This is a genomic window from Bacillus sp. NPDC057893 (assembly GCF_042796455.1).
Classification (GTDB): Bacteria; Bacillota; Bacilli; order Bacillales; family Bacillaceae_G; genus Bacillus_A.
The window spans coordinates 59,400-76,687 of the sequence record NZ_JBHVNG010000005.1; the positions used below are offsets into that span (position 1 = coordinate 59,400).

The 17,288-nt window shown below is 31.3% G+C and carries 12 protein-coding genes; 7 read left to right on the forward strand and 5 right to left on the reverse strand.

Annotation, left to right across the window (positions count from 1 at the left end; translation table 11 throughout):
- Window positions 1–5: 5 nt before the first annotated feature.
- Window positions 6–1,382, reverse strand: a complete 1,377-nt coding sequence (locus ACFVQC_RS21495; RefSeq protein WP_002065509.1) for a lytic polysaccharide monooxygenase — start codon at window positions 1,380–1,382, stop codon at window positions 6–8.
- A gap of 333 nt (window positions 1,383–1,715) precedes the next feature.
- Window positions 1,716–2,291, reverse strand: a complete 576-nt coding sequence (locus tag ACFVQC_RS21500) for a TetR/AcrR family transcriptional regulator (protein WP_377899222.1) — start codon at window positions 2,289–2,291, stop codon at window positions 1,716–1,718.
- 147 nt (window positions 2,292–2,438) lie between these two features.
- On the opposite strand from ACFVQC_RS21500, the gene ACFVQC_RS21505 reads away from it, so the two are divergent.
- The gene (locus tag ACFVQC_RS21505; RefSeq protein ID WP_377899223.1) at window positions 2,439–3,566 is read left to right on the forward strand and encodes an alpha/beta fold hydrolase; all 1,128 of its coding nucleotides are present in this window, start codon (window positions 2,439–2,441) and stop codon (window positions 3,564–3,566) included.
- A gap of 210 nt (window positions 3,567–3,776) precedes the next feature.
- On the opposite strand, the gene ACFVQC_RS21510 is transcribed toward ACFVQC_RS21505, so the two are convergent.
- The gene (locus ACFVQC_RS21510; RefSeq protein ID WP_016095356.1) at window positions 3,777–4,070 is read right to left on the reverse strand and encodes an ArsR/SmtB family transcription factor; all 294 of its coding nucleotides are present in this window, start codon (window positions 4,068–4,070) and stop codon (window positions 3,777–3,779) included.
- 457 nt (window positions 4,071–4,527) lie between these two features.
- Between ACFVQC_RS21510 and ACFVQC_RS21515 the strand changes: the two genes are divergently transcribed.
- The 6 genes from ACFVQC_RS21515 (at window position 4,528) to ACFVQC_RS21540 (ending at window position 13,367) form a co-directional block, all read left to right on the forward strand.
- Entirely contained in the window at window positions 4,528–4,851 is a 324-nt protein-coding gene (locus tag ACFVQC_RS21515) for a hypothetical protein (protein WP_377896400.1), read from the forward strand.
- A gap of 1,687 nt (window positions 4,852–6,538) precedes the next feature.
- Complete coding sequence (locus ACFVQC_RS21520; RefSeq protein ID WP_002016992.1) at window positions 6,539–7,582, forward strand: Fic family protein; 1,044 nt, start codon at window positions 6,539–6,541, stop codon at window positions 7,580–7,582.
- Window positions 7,583–8,425: 843 nt separating this feature from the next.
- Window positions 8,426–9,910, forward strand: coding sequence for a spore germination protein (locus ACFVQC_RS21525; RefSeq protein WP_377899224.1), 1,485 nt, complete (start codon window positions 8,426–8,428; stop codon window positions 9,908–9,910).
- Window positions 9,911–9,920: 10 nt separating this feature from the next.
- The gene (locus ACFVQC_RS21530) at window positions 9,921–11,024 is read left to right on the forward strand and encodes a GerAB/ArcD/ProY family transporter (protein ID WP_377899226.1); all 1,104 of its coding nucleotides are present in this window, start codon (window positions 9,921–9,923) and stop codon (window positions 11,022–11,024) included.
- On the forward strand, window positions 11,021–12,148 hold the full coding sequence (locus ACFVQC_RS21535; RefSeq protein ID WP_377899227.1) for a Ger(x)C family spore germination protein: 1,128 nt from the start codon (window positions 11,021–11,023) through the stop codon (window positions 12,146–12,148). Before ACFVQC_RS21530 ends, ACFVQC_RS21535 begins: the two co-directional genes overlap by 4 nt.
- 1,018 nt (window positions 12,149–13,166) lie before the next feature.
- Entirely contained in the window at window positions 13,167–13,367 is a 201-nt protein-coding gene (locus ACFVQC_RS21540) for a DUF2187 domain-containing protein (protein ID WP_377899229.1), read from the forward strand.
- Window positions 13,368–13,805: 438 nt separating this feature from the next.
- Here ACFVQC_RS21540 and mgtA read toward each other — a convergent pair whose 3' ends face one another.
- Together mgtA and ACFVQC_RS21550 are read right to left on the reverse strand one after the other, a co-directional pair.
- Complete coding sequence (gene mgtA / locus ACFVQC_RS21545) at window positions 13,806–16,499, reverse strand: magnesium-translocating P-type ATPase (RefSeq protein WP_377899230.1); 2,694 nt, start codon at window positions 16,497–16,499, stop codon at window positions 13,806–13,808.
- Between the two features lie 228 nt (window positions 16,500–16,727).
- The gene (locus ACFVQC_RS21550; protein ID WP_002147863.1) at window positions 16,728–17,267 is read right to left on the reverse strand and encodes an undecaprenyl-diphosphatase; all 540 of its coding nucleotides are present in this window, start codon (window positions 17,265–17,267) and stop codon (window positions 16,728–16,730) included.
- Window positions 17,268–17,288: the final 21 nt, after the last annotated feature.

Consider the following 17,288-nt stretch of genomic DNA (forward strand, 5'->3'; position numbering starts at 1 on the left):
ACTTATCATTTATTTAAAACTGGCTTCCAAAGCGATAGTGCAAAAATCCAATTTGGATCGCCGTTCCCTTGATAACTTTGAACCGCTTCATACACTTTTCCCTCATGTACTACTTTATCACCTTTATTGTATGCTTTTCTTGCATCCCATTTTTCATAAGTAGAGTCCTCTAGCTTTGTTGTTACAGCTAAAACATTACTTCTACTAGATTCATTTCCAGCTAAGTCAACCGCCGTCACTACATACTTATACGATGTATTAGCCTTCAAATCTTTATCCATAAAGGATGTATTATCAGCTGCCCCAATTTTATTCATAACCCCAGCGCTTTCTCTATATACAATATAATGGTCAACACCTACATTATCTTCAGACGGACTCCACATCAAATCAACAGTTGTCGCTGTTGTACCCATACTATGTAATCCTTTTGGTTGAGTCGGAGCCTCTTTATCTGGAATTTCATTTGTTGTCTTAGCCTTTAGTTTTTCACTTTCTTTTGATATGTTTCCAGCAGCGTCTAATGCCTTTATTGTATAGGTATATTCCGTATTTGCTTTTAGTTTTTTATCAGTAAAAGTTGTACCTGGTACCGTATTAATCACTTCTCCATTACGTAACACTTGATATTCTTTTACGCCTACATTATCAGTTGAAGCCTTCCATGTTAGTTCGATACCATTGGCAGTGACTTTAGATGCATTTAATCCTATTGGCTGACTCGGTGCTACTGTATCAGGAATTTCATTATTTACTAGATTTACATCAATTACGTTATAAAACGCATTTGATGTATCCGCTATATCCCATACAGCTAAAATAACATGATAACCATTGCGATCAGTTGGTACATTAATTATATGTGTTAAATTATTTGATGCTGCCGAACCGTCATGTTTCACAGTTCCAATTGGTTCTAATTCAGCACGTGTTAATGGTTTATTAGGATCCCATCCCTTTTTGGTAATGTAATAATGCCATTTACTTGTAGAATGTGCCGCTGTGTATTTCCATGTAAATGTATTTTCTCCCCCCTTAATTGTGTTTTTGAACCAGCGATTTGATGTTTGTTGGTCAAGAATTCCTCCAAACAATCCTCCTGCCGAAGCGATTTCCCCATCAATCGGGCCACCTTCTGGGAATCCTTTAGATGCTTCTAGGCTTTGAGGTTCATACATTACATTACCACAATTTAAATTTAATGCTCCATAATTCTGACTACATAAAGCAGCACGACTACTTGGCTTTTCAACAAACCCATGTGCATATGCACTTTGAGGAATCATTGTAATTGCCGTCACTCCTGCAGCTAAAACACAAGCGCCAATTCCTTTTTTACTTTTTCTTAATCTTTCTAATTTAGATGTTAATTTCAAATTCATTCTTATCCCCCCAATATATTGTTTACGCTAATATAATAGCAATATAGGGATAAACGAACAAATCACCTACTAATATATTAATAGTTCAATAACATAAACACATTTAGTTTATTTATTAACCTGATATGAGGCTAAATTAAGCAAATTAATTCTATTTTGTAATATTATGTAGTAAAGAGTTTATAAAAAAACAATAAAGATTCACAAAGAATCCAAATATCGATTACGAAATTATTTACAACCACATCCCACACGATAACTACATTATTAAGCAGGTTTCATGATTTATAAGCGTATTTGTTGTTTTTCGACAAGCTCATAAAGCATTATTTATTACATTCTCTCACCACCTGACAAAATCAGATCAAAAACATATCTCTGCATATTATCAATTAGTTTAACCGCATCTGGATTTTTATCGTTGCTCAGCGACCAATTAATTGACACCATTGCGTTTGCTGTATACAGCTGAGCTACAAAGTCAATCGGCATGCTTACTTCAGCATGGTGTTCTTCTAAATAGGAATAGCAAGCATTATATAAAATGGATTCTAATTCTAAGCGTAAATCCGATGAGGGAACACGTACATGGAGTAAAGTTGCAACCTCTGTTTTTCGCGCTGAGACCTTATCGGTTATCATATTGATAACTTGAGCCACATTTCCATTCTCTATCGATGCGAAACGCAATTCAATTTCTTCCTTGAACCAGCAGACATAATATTGCACTATTTTTTCCAAAAGATCATATTTATCTGCAAAATGGCTGTAAAATGTGGACTTGCTCACCAAAGCGTGTATGCAAATATCTTTAGTTGTAATTCGACCAAATTCTTTTTCGTTCAAGAGGGTAATAAGTGTATTAGAAATATTTTTCTTCGTTTTATAAACGCGAACATCCTCTCCCATTATTAATCAATCTCCTTCCCAAAGTTGCTTATCGAACCGTTTATATCCTTATGGTTCGATTTCGTACTTCTTATCCTTTCCTGCTTGTTGTTTCTTTAATATACTTCGCTTATCCTTACCTTGTAGTCAAATATAAGGAGGGATTTTATGTTTAAACAGTATGTAAACAACGAACAGTTCAATTTGCAAATCAACCGTTTTTTCAACGATTTCTATCAAGACGATGAGCGGGCAAATCAGGATTTACAAGCCATCATCCCAAGACTTACAGACACGGACAGCTGGTATAACACCTGGATAGAATATGCAGTGATGCGGGAGCACCATAAAGACTTTGATCTAGCTTCGGTTTATTATCAAGCTGCCGAGTTTTATATGGAGCCATCCGATCAAAAAAAAGAAAAAGTGTACCAAAAATACCGTGAAACCTTTTATAAGAGCTTTCATGACTTTGAGTATGAAACCTATCAAATTCCTTATGAAGATTCCTATCTTCCTGCGATCAAATTCATGAATCCAGACGCATGTAATACACTACTTTTCTTTGGAGGCTACGATTCCTACATGGAGGAAATGATGAAGATGCTAAACTACCTCCAAGGAATCAATTATAATATTATAGTGTTTGATGGACCTGGACAAGGAACAGCACTGAAAACCGGCTTGAAATTTATCCACAACTGGGAGAAGCCCGTTTCCACAGTCATTGACTATTTCAAACTTGACCGTGTTAGTATTCTCGGAGCTTCTTGGGGCGGCTACTTGGCAATGCGTGCCGCCGCTTTTGAAAAACGAATCGACAAAGTCATCGCCTTTAATATTTTTTATAGTGGCCTTGATGCACTTAAAATGCGCATGCCGGATAATATTTGGAATAAATTGACCACACTTCTGGCTACTAATGAAGCTGACAAAATTAATACCATGTTTAAACAAATGATGGCCACCAGCATCGACCTGAACTGGAAAATTAAAAAGGGTATGGAAAATACAGGTGAAAAGACGCCATTCAACTTACTTAAAAATTTTGAAAAGCATACGATGGCAGGAATCGGTCAGTTCATAAATCAAGAAGTATTGCTCCTGGCTGGTGAAGACGATCAGTACGTTCCAATTAGCCGATTATCGCAAATCGAAATGGAGCTATGTAATGCAGCCTCCATCACTTCTGTAGTTTTCACTAAGGAAACTGGCGGTGAGCAACATTGTCAGGCCGGTCATCGTCACTTAGCTTTTGATGAAATTAAAAGATTTTTGCGACATAAATTATATTGAGAAATATGAAGCGTTTTAGCACTTTCAAAATTTTTCTTTTACTAGCACATTAGAACATGGTGACACTCTTGTCCTTCTTATAGTGTTCATGGTGACTATCGTGACACTCCTCAAAAAGACTGATATTTTTATCATAAAAGAAATCCCCCACGTATTTGTGGGGGATTATTCTGCGTTTACTTATAATGATATGTGTGAAGTTTTGTTTATTTACAAACCTAAAATTCCAACAATCTGACTCGCCTTTAGATTAGTAATATAATAGTACATCTCCAAGCCTTTTCTTTCAGCCTTTAGCACCTTACCTCTCATTTTCGATAAATGTTGAGAAACAGTGGATTGTGGGATTTTTAAAAGCTCCGTCAATTGTGTAACATTACATTTTTTATACTGAATTAACTCGTTTATAATTTGCAATCGGACTGGATGTGCCATAATTTTTAACATGTCTACATCCTCTTCAGTTATTACACTCTTTTTCATTTCACTTTTACACATTGTCATAAGAAATTCTCCTTTATTATCCGTGCATTTCCACACGTCTTTTAGTTAGAAGTATATTCTAACTTTATTACGGTTTAATATATTTATATTTAGATATATTGAATTTTATATTTTTAATACTATAATTCCAAAAACATCTTACAAAAATATTGTACAATCCCAATATGTGTTTCGTATGAACTTAATATATATTTTACATGAATTTTATATAGTAAATCTCACTTCACTATGGAGACACTGTTGGAACTTTACTTCAATAACTCTGTAGTAAACTTATAAACAACTAAAAGAGGACACACCTATGGCATATGTATGCATAGGTGTGTCCTTTTGCAAGATGAATTTTAGAGTATTAACTTTCTTTCATCCTATCGTATAAGATAACTATTTAAATTTTAATATATATATTATAGAATAGGAACACTCGCTAAATTTATGTATGAAAGGATTTTTAGAAATGGACTTATTGCAAATAAAGAAAATGGAAAATTTAATTTGGACGATTAAACATAGTAGTGACCTCTCAAAAAGATTTTACATGATAAAATTCTTTGATAGAGAAAATACAATTAAGCCCATTGAAATGTTAGAATTTGGAAATAGAAATATAGATAAATTTGAATGGGTATTTATTAATATATTTCCAAGGGTAGTAACAACTTATGTCCCTTCAACTGGAAGGAAACCTGATGAATCACTAATAGATACAACTAGAGAAAACAGTAAAGAATTACTTATCTTACAAGGAATACGAACCTACACCAAGTTTTGGTCATGTTAACCCCCACCCTTCTATAGCAGCAAATATAATTTTGCATAAAATGCGGGTTTTTGAGTTAAGGTGAATTCTATATGTAAATTCTTCTGAGAGTTTCATTCACATTGTATTGTTCATTATTTCAAGAACAAGGAGTTTTTTATAATATACGATATATCAATTTTTAAAATGTATGCTTATATTTATTTCTTTAGGCATTTTATTTTCTTAAGAGCATCCACGCAAATACATGCTCTTAAGAAAATAAAAGTAGTACGCAAAAGATTGAATGAATATTAAATAAAACAATTTGGATCTGGAACTTACCTTACACTTTGTTTTATGTACATAAAAGAAGAGTAGAATATCCTTTTTTATTTTTATATTTGCCTACTAACACTTCAAACAATCTAGGGCGTTAAGTAGTGAATAGTTCAATTTAAGGGAATTATTTTAGTCTCTACTAATTTAGCAGAAAATTCAGTGTCACCTTTAACCTTTCTAAATTCTAGATGATTAAATCCTTGATTAGCGCCTCATCGGTTGAATCAAAAAGGGTATGCACTTTAATACACCTAGTCCAACAAACGTAAATATTGCTCCTACCAAATCAAACAAAAAAATTTGAGTAGCCCCCTATTTATTGCACTAATTATAACTAGAGCTAGCCCTTTCCTTTTCTTTAAATTCCTACTTTAACTAAACCATACGGATGTTAAGTGATCTGAGTTCGTTTTATAATGGGGAAATTTTTCACCTTTTCTAAACAACTTATTATATTATTTTTATCTAATAAGACACAGAAACAAATTAAAAAACCTTAGTTCTCCTGAGAAAATCTCTTGAGGAAAAACGTTTTTAGGGTGAAACGTTTTTCAGGGTACTTTTATACTGACTCTTTTCCTTAAAATGTTTCTGTACCTAATATTTAAATTAACTTATGTCAAAACATTTCGCAATACAAGTGCTAAATGCTACATGGATACATAGAAAATGACACTTTTTATAAGCATACTCCATCAAATACTTATATTAAATATAGAAAAGTCACCTTACTATTATTAAATTTGCTAAATTAAATAATGAAAATGGAGAATACTAACTTTATAATTGTCACAATTTAATTTGTATATCTACTCTTTTATTACTCGTAAAAATCAATTGATAATTCCTTCAATATTAATTTATGAAATGCAGAGATCATCTAAAGCAACAATTTTCTTAAATTAGATTGTTTTTCTATCTAATTTATTTTGTCGAAAAAAGTCGATATTTTCATATTTTTTTCATTTAATTATTGTACATTTGCACATTTAATGTTAGGATTATGCCTATTCAAATTAGATCCTATTGATTCCTCTTTAAGATTTCTTTATTTTATTTGTGAAAATTAGTTAATTTCTAGTAAATTCCCAGCGATAATACAGCAAACTACACTAATAATAATTCTAAAATTATATTTTTATCTCGTAAATTCATAAAAAGGAATTAAAGTCAAACTATATTTTCTATCTGTGTATATTCATTCTTTATTCAAACATGATTAATTATAAGTTCTAACTCGTTAATCAAATTTAAATAACAATTTTGATTCTAAAATAAGTTCAAAATCAAAATAAATATATTGTTATTTCAAAATAATGTTGTAAACTAACTTTAGAATGGAAAGATTTATGTAACAGCATGTTAAGGGGTTACAGGGGGAATAAAAATGAGAAATTTTTTCGATGACAAGTATAAAAATATTGAATTAAAAAGGAGACTATTAAATATAATCAGTGAAATTAGTGAATTAAAAGGAAAATTAGCTGCTTATCAGGAACAAAATCCTGATATATTTACTAGCTTAGAAAAAACCATACCACTTCATTACATAAAAAACTTTACTACTACCTATGAAGATATAAAAGTCCCAAATAAAAGATTAAAAGAACTTATTTTAGATGATATAGTACCTCAAAATATCTCGGAAGATGCTATCTTTTGTTTTTATCAAACACTTACTTTTGTACATAAGAATTCCTGTGATTTATTAATCAATCCAGAGACTATACAGGAATTACATTTTCAATTAATACATTACATTACCTCTGACAGTGCCAAATGGCGCGAAAAACCGTTTACTATTCCAGGTATTCCTGAAAACGGAATGCACTTAAATAGTTACCGCATTCTTCCACATGAGCTTATTCCACAAGTAATGGAACAATTATGTGATCAATATAACTCATTAAATTCTAGTAAGGGCCATCATTCACTTTTATTAATAGCTCGTTTTATATTTAATTTTTATTGCATAGTCCCTTTTAATCAGGGTAACGGCAGATTGGCACTTATGTTAATGCAATTGCTATTAATTAAGAGTGGAAATACATTTGTAAAATATGTATGTTTGGATAAATACATTAAGAAAAATGAATCTGAATATTACAATTCGATTTATAAATCTTCGGTAAATTGGTACTGCGAGGAACATAATAGTAGCTTTTGGTTAAAAACGTTTTTAACTATTATATTAGAGGCGTACAAAGATCTTCATAATACAGTTCTAGATTCTATATGTAAGCATACTAAAGTGGAGAGAATTCAGGATTTTATACTTAAACAAAAACAACCCTTTACTAAGGAGTGTATTCGTAACACATATCCAGACATAGCAGAGAGTACAATCAGTAAGGCTTTAAATTCCTTGCAATTGTTTGGCCATATTAAACTAGTGACAAAAGGAAGAAATGCTAGTTGGATTAAAGTTTAACTATACTTGTAAAACACTTACAGTTCAAAAAAGAAAATTATACCTTTATCATTTAAATTCATGCCTTTGGACTCTTATTCATTGAATTTCACTTTAATATATTAAGCTATTATTACTAATTTAGTTATTTCTAATTCCTACAAAATATTTTATAGGAATATTTGTCGAAAAAAGTCGCATTTTAAAATTTTTTCTTTATTTCCTGGTTGTAAACGCTTCATTTTCGTGTTACCATCTTAATCAAACAATAGATGGTAATAAAAATGAAAATATTTCTTTCCCTTAGAAACATATAAACGTACGGTCATATCAAGAAAATAAGGCCAAAGAAATATTTGATACCTATCCAAATAACCAATAGGAATTTTGCCGCATTAACTTTCTGTTATTTCAGAATAAAACTTCACATTTTGTCCCTAAACAAAATTTGTTAGCGTGCAAAATTCAAATACACTAAAACACCCAAATAAATGAAATGTCCTTTTTTATTGAGCATTGAGGTATGAAAAAATAATTCTTCCTACAAAATTCAGCTGAGTAACATAAAGACATCTAAATTACTACCTTTATCGCCATCTATTGTTGACAACATATTTACCAACTATTAAAAAGAACCTATCAAGGGTTCTTTTTTATTATACTCATTCAAATTTCACTTCTATCTTGATACTTAGATTTCTACACAAAATACATCTACTTTTTTGCTCTCAATTATTGAATTTATAATATAGTACTTCAATTTTAGTTATTCTTGATCTCAATCCGTTTAAATTAGTGAATAAAATTCAAACATATAAAAATAATAACTACAACTAATCGTTATATATTAAAGAGGTGTCAATTTTGTCCTTAAATGAAAAGACTCTAGAAACAAAGACAGATAAAACCATTGAAAAAATCCAAACAAGTAACTTAAAAGAACTTAAAAATACTTTAGATAACATCTTTAATATTAGTGCAGATTTGATTGAACATCCTTTGCAATTAAAAACAAACACGAATATTTTACTATATTATTTTGAAGGCCTTACAGATGGTGTTGCATTAAAAGGAAATGTTGTTACACCATTATTACAAGAAGTAAATGAAGACAATCAAATATTTAATTCTAATATTATTGCTACTCATACAAAAATAGTATATACATGGGATGAAATTAAAGTAGGATTACTTGAGGGTCAATGTGTACTGTTTATGGAAGGAGAAAAACGGTCCCTTCTAATAAATACAAAAGGTTGGGCAGAGAGAGCAATTCAAGAGCCAATTTCAGAAGTTACTATTAAAGGATCCCATGATGGATTTATTGAGAATGCCACAAAAAATATAGGCCTAATTCGTCGATATATTCCTTCTACAGAGTTGAAAATCAAAAAGCTGACGATTGGAGAACGAGCCACTTCTTTAGTCTATTTGATTTACTTAGGTGATGTAGCAAACGCAGATGTGGTCCAAGAAATAGAAACTAGAATCTGTAAAATTAAAACGGATGCGGTATTGAGCATTGGAGAACTATCTAATTTTACAAAGGATCAAAATTGGACTCCTTTTCCACAAGCTTATTTAAGCGAACGCCCAGATGCCATTTCTAATCATATACTTGATGGAAAAGTAGCAGTGCTGATGGATAGGTCCCCAGGCGCAATGATTGTTCCAATGAATTTAATTGGATTTTTTCAGACCCCAGATGATTATAATATTCATTGGCTCATTGCATCATTTTTTCGCTTATTACGATTTACAGGATTTATTATAGCTATTTTTTTACCCGCAATTTATATTGCTATCGTCTCTTTTCATTTTGAAGTCATTCCTTTAGATTTATACACTTCTATTGCAACGTCAAGAGTCAAAGTCCCTTTCTCCCCCTTACTGGAAGCTTTTATAATGGAAATCACACTGGAAATGCTACGTGAAGCTGGTATTCGCTTACCACAACCAATTGGACAAACAATTGGAATTGTTGGAGGGATTGTAATTGGGCAAGCGGCTGTTCAAGCTGGTCTTGTGAGTAACGTTATGGTTATTATCGTATCTATTACCGCCATTGCATCATTTATTGTTTCTAATTATGACTTATCAAGCTCTATACGCCTTATTCGTTTTCCAATGATGTTATTGGCATACTTTTATGGGATTGTAGGTATTGTTAGTGGATTAATGCTTTTATTTGCTCATTTTGTTTCACTAACTTCGTATGGTTCACCATACGGATTGCCAATAGCACCATTTCGTCTCCAAGAGTTAAAAGATTCTTTTGTAAGATTTCCTATTTCTATGATTACCACCCGCTCGAGTACAGGACAGCCGAAACAAAAAAAGAAAAAATAAGGTGGTTCGCATGGGGAATCTTAGATTTCAAAACATAACTTTATTTGAATTTATTGTTTTCATCCATTCACTGCAACTTGCATCAGGTATGTTAATTATGCCAAGCCCACTTGCTACTACCGCTGGTACAGATGGCTGGATTTCTATCATTCTGGGATGGATGATTACTTCTATAATTGGCGTATTTATTGTATTAATGTTACAAAAAAATCCTAGCAAAAATTTCTCACAGATTTTAAAAGCATACTTTGGTAAATGGCTAGGAACATTTTTTCTTCTTTTATATGCCTTTTATCTATTTTTTGCTGGTTTTAATACTTTATTAAAGGCAACTGATATTGTAAAAGTGTGGATATTCCCTTCCACTCCTGCTTATCAAATCGCCATATTATTACTATTGCCTTTTATTATTTTAGCTCTGAGTGGGTTAAGGGCTCTTACTAGTTATTCTATGCTTGTTTTCTTCTTCACTACTTGGATGCCACTATTTCTTCTTTTTTCATTAAAGAGTAACTACAATCCTTTACACCTACTACCTATTTTTAAAGATGGCTTATCCCCTATTGTAAAGGCAACAAAAGAAACCATTACTCCTTATGCAGGCTTAGAAATTGCATATTTTATTTATCCGTTCTTACAAAAAAAACAAAAAGCCATAAAAGGAATACTAATAGCGAATACTGGAACCATGTTTTTCTATCTATATGTGACTATTCTTTCTTATATATACTTTAGTCCGGAGGGGATAAAAGACGTAATTTGGCCAGTATTTCATTTGTTAAAAGGGGTTCGTTTTTCATTCATAGAACGATTAGAAATTATATATATCGCTTACTATTTGATTGTATTTTCCACTACAATATATCCGTATTTATTTTTCAGTTTTGAATCTGTGACCATTTTATTTCAAAAAAATGCTCGCAATTGGGCGCTCGTTAGTTTTATGTTTTTAATAGTCGGCTTATTTATTTTTCTAAACCCCGACGTGGATCAATATTTGTTTATATATTCTCTTATGGATATCTTAAATATTATTTTCTTTATTCTATTACCAATCTTTTTTTTCGCTTACAGCATTCTTTTCACTTGGTTAACTAGGAGGAAACAACTTTGATTCGAAAATGGATATGGATTGTAACTTGTTGTGTATGTTTAATCGGTTGTAGTCAAAGAATCCCTCTTGAACAGGTTTCATTAATCCTGTTAATCGCCTTGGATAGAACTTCTAATGGAGACATAAAAGTGGGCACAAGCATACCACTCTTTCATCATAAACAGCAAAGAAGTACTATAGAGCAATGGGCGCGGGCATCCACTGTATATAATGGATTCAGTAAAATAGATACGAAGTTAACGGGCTATATGACAGCCTCAAAAGCTGAAATCATTTTAATTGGGAAAAAATTGGCCCAAGAAGCAAATTGGATGCAGGAGCTTGATTCTTCTTACCGTGATCCTTACGCTACCATTAATGCTAAAGTAGTACTTGTTGATGGACCTGTAGAAGAAATTTTCACAATTAATAAGCCCGATAAACCATCACTACCATCTTACATAAGTAGTGTAATCGAATCCTCCATTCAAAATAATCAATCCGTTTCTTCCACGATTCAACAATTAATGAGAGAAAAAAATGAAGAAGGAATGACACAAGCTGTTCCAGTTATTAAAAAAACAAAGAATGAAATCGACACGGTAGGAATTGCACTTTTAGATCGACAAGGAAAATTTATAACTCGTATCCCTAAAAAAGATGTTAAATTCTTCAATCTTATAAATAAGCCCAAAAATAAAGGCCGGATGATACTACACCTTGTGCTTCCTCCTAAAAAATCCAACAAAAAACCAAACACTTCTATCTTGGTACAGAATGCGACAAGGAAGGTAGATGTTAATTTTCAAAACGGAAAGTTTGTATTTAATCTCGATATAAATGCAAATGTAGCTTTAATAGAAAAAACCAATGCGAATTTAATTAAGGGACATTATGATAATAAAAAAAACATAAATAATTTAAAGAGTGCTATTCAAAAAGAAATTAATAAGAAGTTACAAGATATTTTGGATGAAATACAGCAGAATAAAATTGATCCAATCGGATTATCCCTATATGCTAGAGCTTTTCAATATAAAGAGTGGAAAAAACTAAAAGGAAATTGGTTGCAAGCGTTAGCAGAGGCTAAAATAAATGTAAAGACACACGTCAAAATAAAAGATACTGGGACCATTAGAAATTAGACTAGCCTATTCTTGTATTTGATAGCATTTCTCAGTAAAATTTTCCCTCCTCAATAATTATTATGTAAAAGATGCTAACTCAAAGAAAAATTTTTAAGTTAAATACAAAGCAATAGATTTTTCTTTTTTATCTAACAGTTCTTTTAAAATGACAACAATTTAACTGCAGTAATCCAGTATAAGTTTCTAATTTAAGGAACCGGAGAACTTATAATTCTGGTGCAGTAGACGTGCCAAATTTCATTCCAATAGCAACTCCAAGATAAAACATCAAAGACGAAATTCCCAAGTTAAGGAATTTCGGTTTTTTGAGTTCGTACGAATGTCTTAGTCTTAGTTCTATGTACTTTGATATATAGGCCCAAATCAACAAATTTCCGCATCATTTTATCGTATAATGAGAGACCTTAATAAATATTTTTTTATTTATATATCCCATACGGGCATCAATTGCCTTTTATTATTTATACTCTTTAGATTATTTCAAATGATTCTATTGCCTTCTTGTTTAACCCTTTTGATATATTTCAAATTTCTTGTTTTTCCTGTATTGATAATTAATTATTATCAGATATAATGTTGTACCCATACTAAGTTACAAAAAATAATAATCTATTATTAAAGAATCAGAAAAAACTACCCTTATACCTTCCAGTTATACCTCTTATTGCGTACCAGACTCCCCTCTATATGTGATGGATTCTTTTATCTTTTTCAATAATCAAATTTTTATTAAATATTTAACTTGTTTATTACTCTTAATGAATATTATTTCTTTTTATTAATTTCAGCTTTATATTGTACGATTATTTAACGTTATTCGATAAAATACGTAAATTTTACAAATACCCTAGTTCTCATTGTTTTCATCGTGTGAAAACTATTTATCCCCCCTTAGTCAAAGGTGCTTCTCCCTATGTATACTTGATTTTTCATTCTTGCATTTTTTATTCATTCATGTATTATATGATGAAAGAAACTTTACAAGAAGAAAACTATTATCAATGAGGTCTATCATATGGAAACAGAAAATAATGTTACAATTGGTTCTTTCGTACAATTTCCCTATCGTAATAACTCCTCCTTACAATTAACAGGTTATGTAGTGAATATCCTACAAAACACGATTGTAGTTGATATTGCAGAGATTGCCGAAACACATGCTATAGACGAAACTAGACAAGTCGTAAAACATGGTTGTTATCATAAAATGGAGTAAACTTATAATATATAAAAAGATCCTAGTACCCACTAGGATCTTTTTATATAACGTTGGTCAGATTACCACGCTTAAGGGTACCGCATGGTGGAAAATATCCTGTGAAACAATTACTTGTATAGACTTTTTCATTACAATTATATGCATAAATAAAAAAGTGAATAAATAAAAGACAAGCTGTTGGTAGCCTTCCGTCTGATATGTAACTACTGCTGTTAAGTGGTAGTTTACAAAAAAGTTATTTTCTTTTTGAACCACCTTTATTACGATTGGCTGACGCGAGGTACCCTCTTACGTTTATTATAACTATTAAAACATAACTTTTACTTGATTCATTTTCAGCCAAACCAATTTCACGTTGTATTAGCCATTAATTCCTTATCCATAAAGGATGTGTAGTATTTAGTAAAACTTGTTTTTTGACCAAATTTTTTAGTTTTAAAGCCATCGATTAAACTTCCTGATGTATATTCTCTTTATAATCTGAGTAACTAGAGCATACATTGTCAAAATTCCCAATAACCACAGAAAATAATAAAATGGAAGTGGAGTTAAGCCAATTTGAGTACTTAAACTGGTAAATGGAAGGAAAATCCCTATAATCATAACTAAGCCTGTAAGCATCAAAACTGGCCTAGCAGCCGTACTTTGTAGGAAAGGAATATGTTGAGTACGAATCATATGCACAATTAATAATTGTGTTAATAACCCTACTACGAACCAACCTGTTTGAAATAAGGATTGCATTTCAGGAATATTTGCACCAAATACATTCCACATTACGATAAAAATGATTATATCAAAAACACTACTTACCGGCCCAATAAAAATAATAAAACGAAATAAATCTTTTGTATCCCAACTTCTTGGTTTTACTAAAAATTCATTGTCTACTTTATCCCATGGAATTGAAAGTTGGGATAGATTATATAGTAAGTTTTGACATAATATTTGAATTGGTAGCATTGGAAGAAAAGGAAGAAATGCACTAGCAATTAATAAACTTAATACATTTCCAAAATTTGAACTTGCTGTCATCTTAATATACTTCAGTATATTTCCAAACGTTGTCCGACCTTCCACTATAGCATCTTCTAAAACATGTAAGTCCTTTTCTATAAGTATAATATCTGAACTCTCTTTAACAATATCATCTGCTGTATGGATAGATACACCAACGTCAGACTGTTTTAAAGCAAACACATCGTTAATTCCATCTCCCATAAACCCAACTGTATGACCATTCATTTGAAGTGCCTTAATAATACGGAATTTTTGACTAGGATTTAATTTTGCGAACACACTTGTTTTACTTGCAAGTTTTCCTAATGCCTTATCAGGAAGACTATCAATTTCATAACCCAGTACTGGTTCTCCTATATACAAGCCCATTTTCCTACATACATTTCTTGTCACGGACTCATTATCACCAGTTAAAATTTTCACTTGTACTCCTTTCTTTTGTAGAGTATGAAGTGCAGCGATAGCCGATTGTTTGGGTGGATTTAAAAAACCTACATATCCAACAAGTATCATATCTGATTCATCATCAATAGAGTAACTATCCACTTTATCACTCTTTAGCTGCTTATATGCAACTGCGACCACTCGCATCCCTTGTTCCTGCCAGAGTTCAATTAAGTGTTTATTTTTACGTTGGATTTCATCTGTAATAGAAATTATCTTATTCTTTTCTTTTATATAACTACAAATTGATGCAACTTCTTTAACAGCACCTTTACATAGAATTATTCGTTCGTTAGCATTGTTTTCTAAAACAACTGAAACTCGTCTTCGATCAAAATCAAATGGGCATTCATCTATTTTTGAGTATTGAGATATATCATATTTACTACTATCTCTTACATAACGTATAACTGATAAATCAATTTCATTTTTATATGCTGTATGAAAGTAACCATTTATATATGCTAATTTCAAAACTTCATCCGACTTTTCTCCATTTGTATCTGTATGGCGTACCAGGTCCATTTTATCTTCTGTCAACGTGCCTGTTTTATCGGTACAGAGAATATCCATAGCCCCAAGATTATGAATAGAAGGTAGTTGTTTTACAAGTACCTTCTTTTTACTCATATTAATAGAACCTTTAGCTAAATTAGCGGTTACAATCATTGGAAGCATCTCTGGAGTAAGTCCAATTGCTACAGCTATAGCGAATAAAAATGCCTCATACCAGTTCCCATTCATAACCCCATGTATCATCATGACAATAGGTGTCATGATGATCATAAATTTAATTAATAGCCAGCTAACTTTGCTTACCCCTTTATCGAATCTGGAATCAGATTTCTTGTTCAGTTTAAACTGATTCTTTGCTATTGAACTAAAATAAGTATCTGTTCCAGTACCTACAACTATTGCTTTTGCGGTACCACTTATAATATGAGTTCCCATAAAACAGAGATTTTCTAATTCAATTAAATTTTGGATTTTTCTAATTTTACGTTTTTTGTACATATAGAAATACTGATTTGATTTTTCAATGGGTAATGCTTCCCCTGTTAGTGACGATTGATTTACAAGTAAATTTTCCGATGAGATAATTCGTACATCTGCAGGTATAATATTCCCTGCAGATAATTCTATAATATCCCCTGGTACAAGATTCTCAAGAGCAACTTGTACCTTTCCACTTTCTTCTAATACTGCCCTCTTATTTTCCTTATATGAACCATTTCCTCCCCTGAAAACGGTTACCTTTTCATATACAAGATTTTTTAATTTTTCTATAGACTTCTGAGAACGAAGTTCTTGTATGAACCGAATTAACGCACTTATAGCCACCATAATCCCTACAATAATAGTACCCTTTATATCATTAGTAAGAAAAGATAACATCCCTAATATTATTAGAAGAGAAATAAACGGACTTCTAAAAGAATTAAATAATGTCATATACCATTTTACTCTTTTTTGATAAACTACTTTATTTTTCCCATATACTTCAAGTCGCTTAGTTGCTTCTTCCTGAGAAAGTCCATGAGACGTTGTTTTAAAAAAAGATAACGTCGACTCAACATCACTTTTTGCAATTTCACTTAGCATTTTATAATTTTTGCTTAGTACTTCCTGATTATAAAAAGATTTTTTTTTATTAGATCGCAACAACTTTACCTCCTATCCATTAAATAAAATCCCTCTGTTTTTTAAAATATAATTTTAAAACCACATTTTTATAATCACCCTGAATTTTCAATCAGATTTAGAAGTGCAATAGCACTTAAATAGTATTATTCTCACCATAAAAAGTAATTTTTATTTATAAGTTTCCTCATTATTAGCAGCAAAATTTTTGAATATAATTTGGTCTATCGCTAGTATAGTAGTGTAGATGCTTTATTTATTATTTTTGAAGTTAGTTTTAACTATATAATGGATTATGAAGGCCCACAAAAGTCCTAAAACAGCTCCTATTAATACATCTAGCGGATAATGTACTCCTACCCAGACCCTTGAAAAAGCAATTAAAAAAGCTAACAATAAAAATACTTTCCCTAAACGTTTTTCATATAAGCATAAAGTTATAGCTATTGCGAAGGCACTTGTAGCATGATCACTAGGAAAAGAGGCATTAGCGGTATGCTCGACAAGTTGGTTTATATTCAAATGAGAAACAAATGGTCGTTCTCTATAAAAAAACAATCCAATAATTCTATTAAATACAAAAGCAAAACAACATGCTATAATAGCTTGAATTACACAGGTTCTATTTTTATATTTTTTGTTTAACCAAAGAATCATAAATAATAATATGAACATATACTGAGCATATTCAGCAAAAAAAATCATTAAATAATCGATGTATATATTTTCTTTCACATGCTCATTTATATACCGAAATCCATTATAATCAAGATTGTTTATTAAATTTAACATTTCTCCTCCATAAGCAAATAT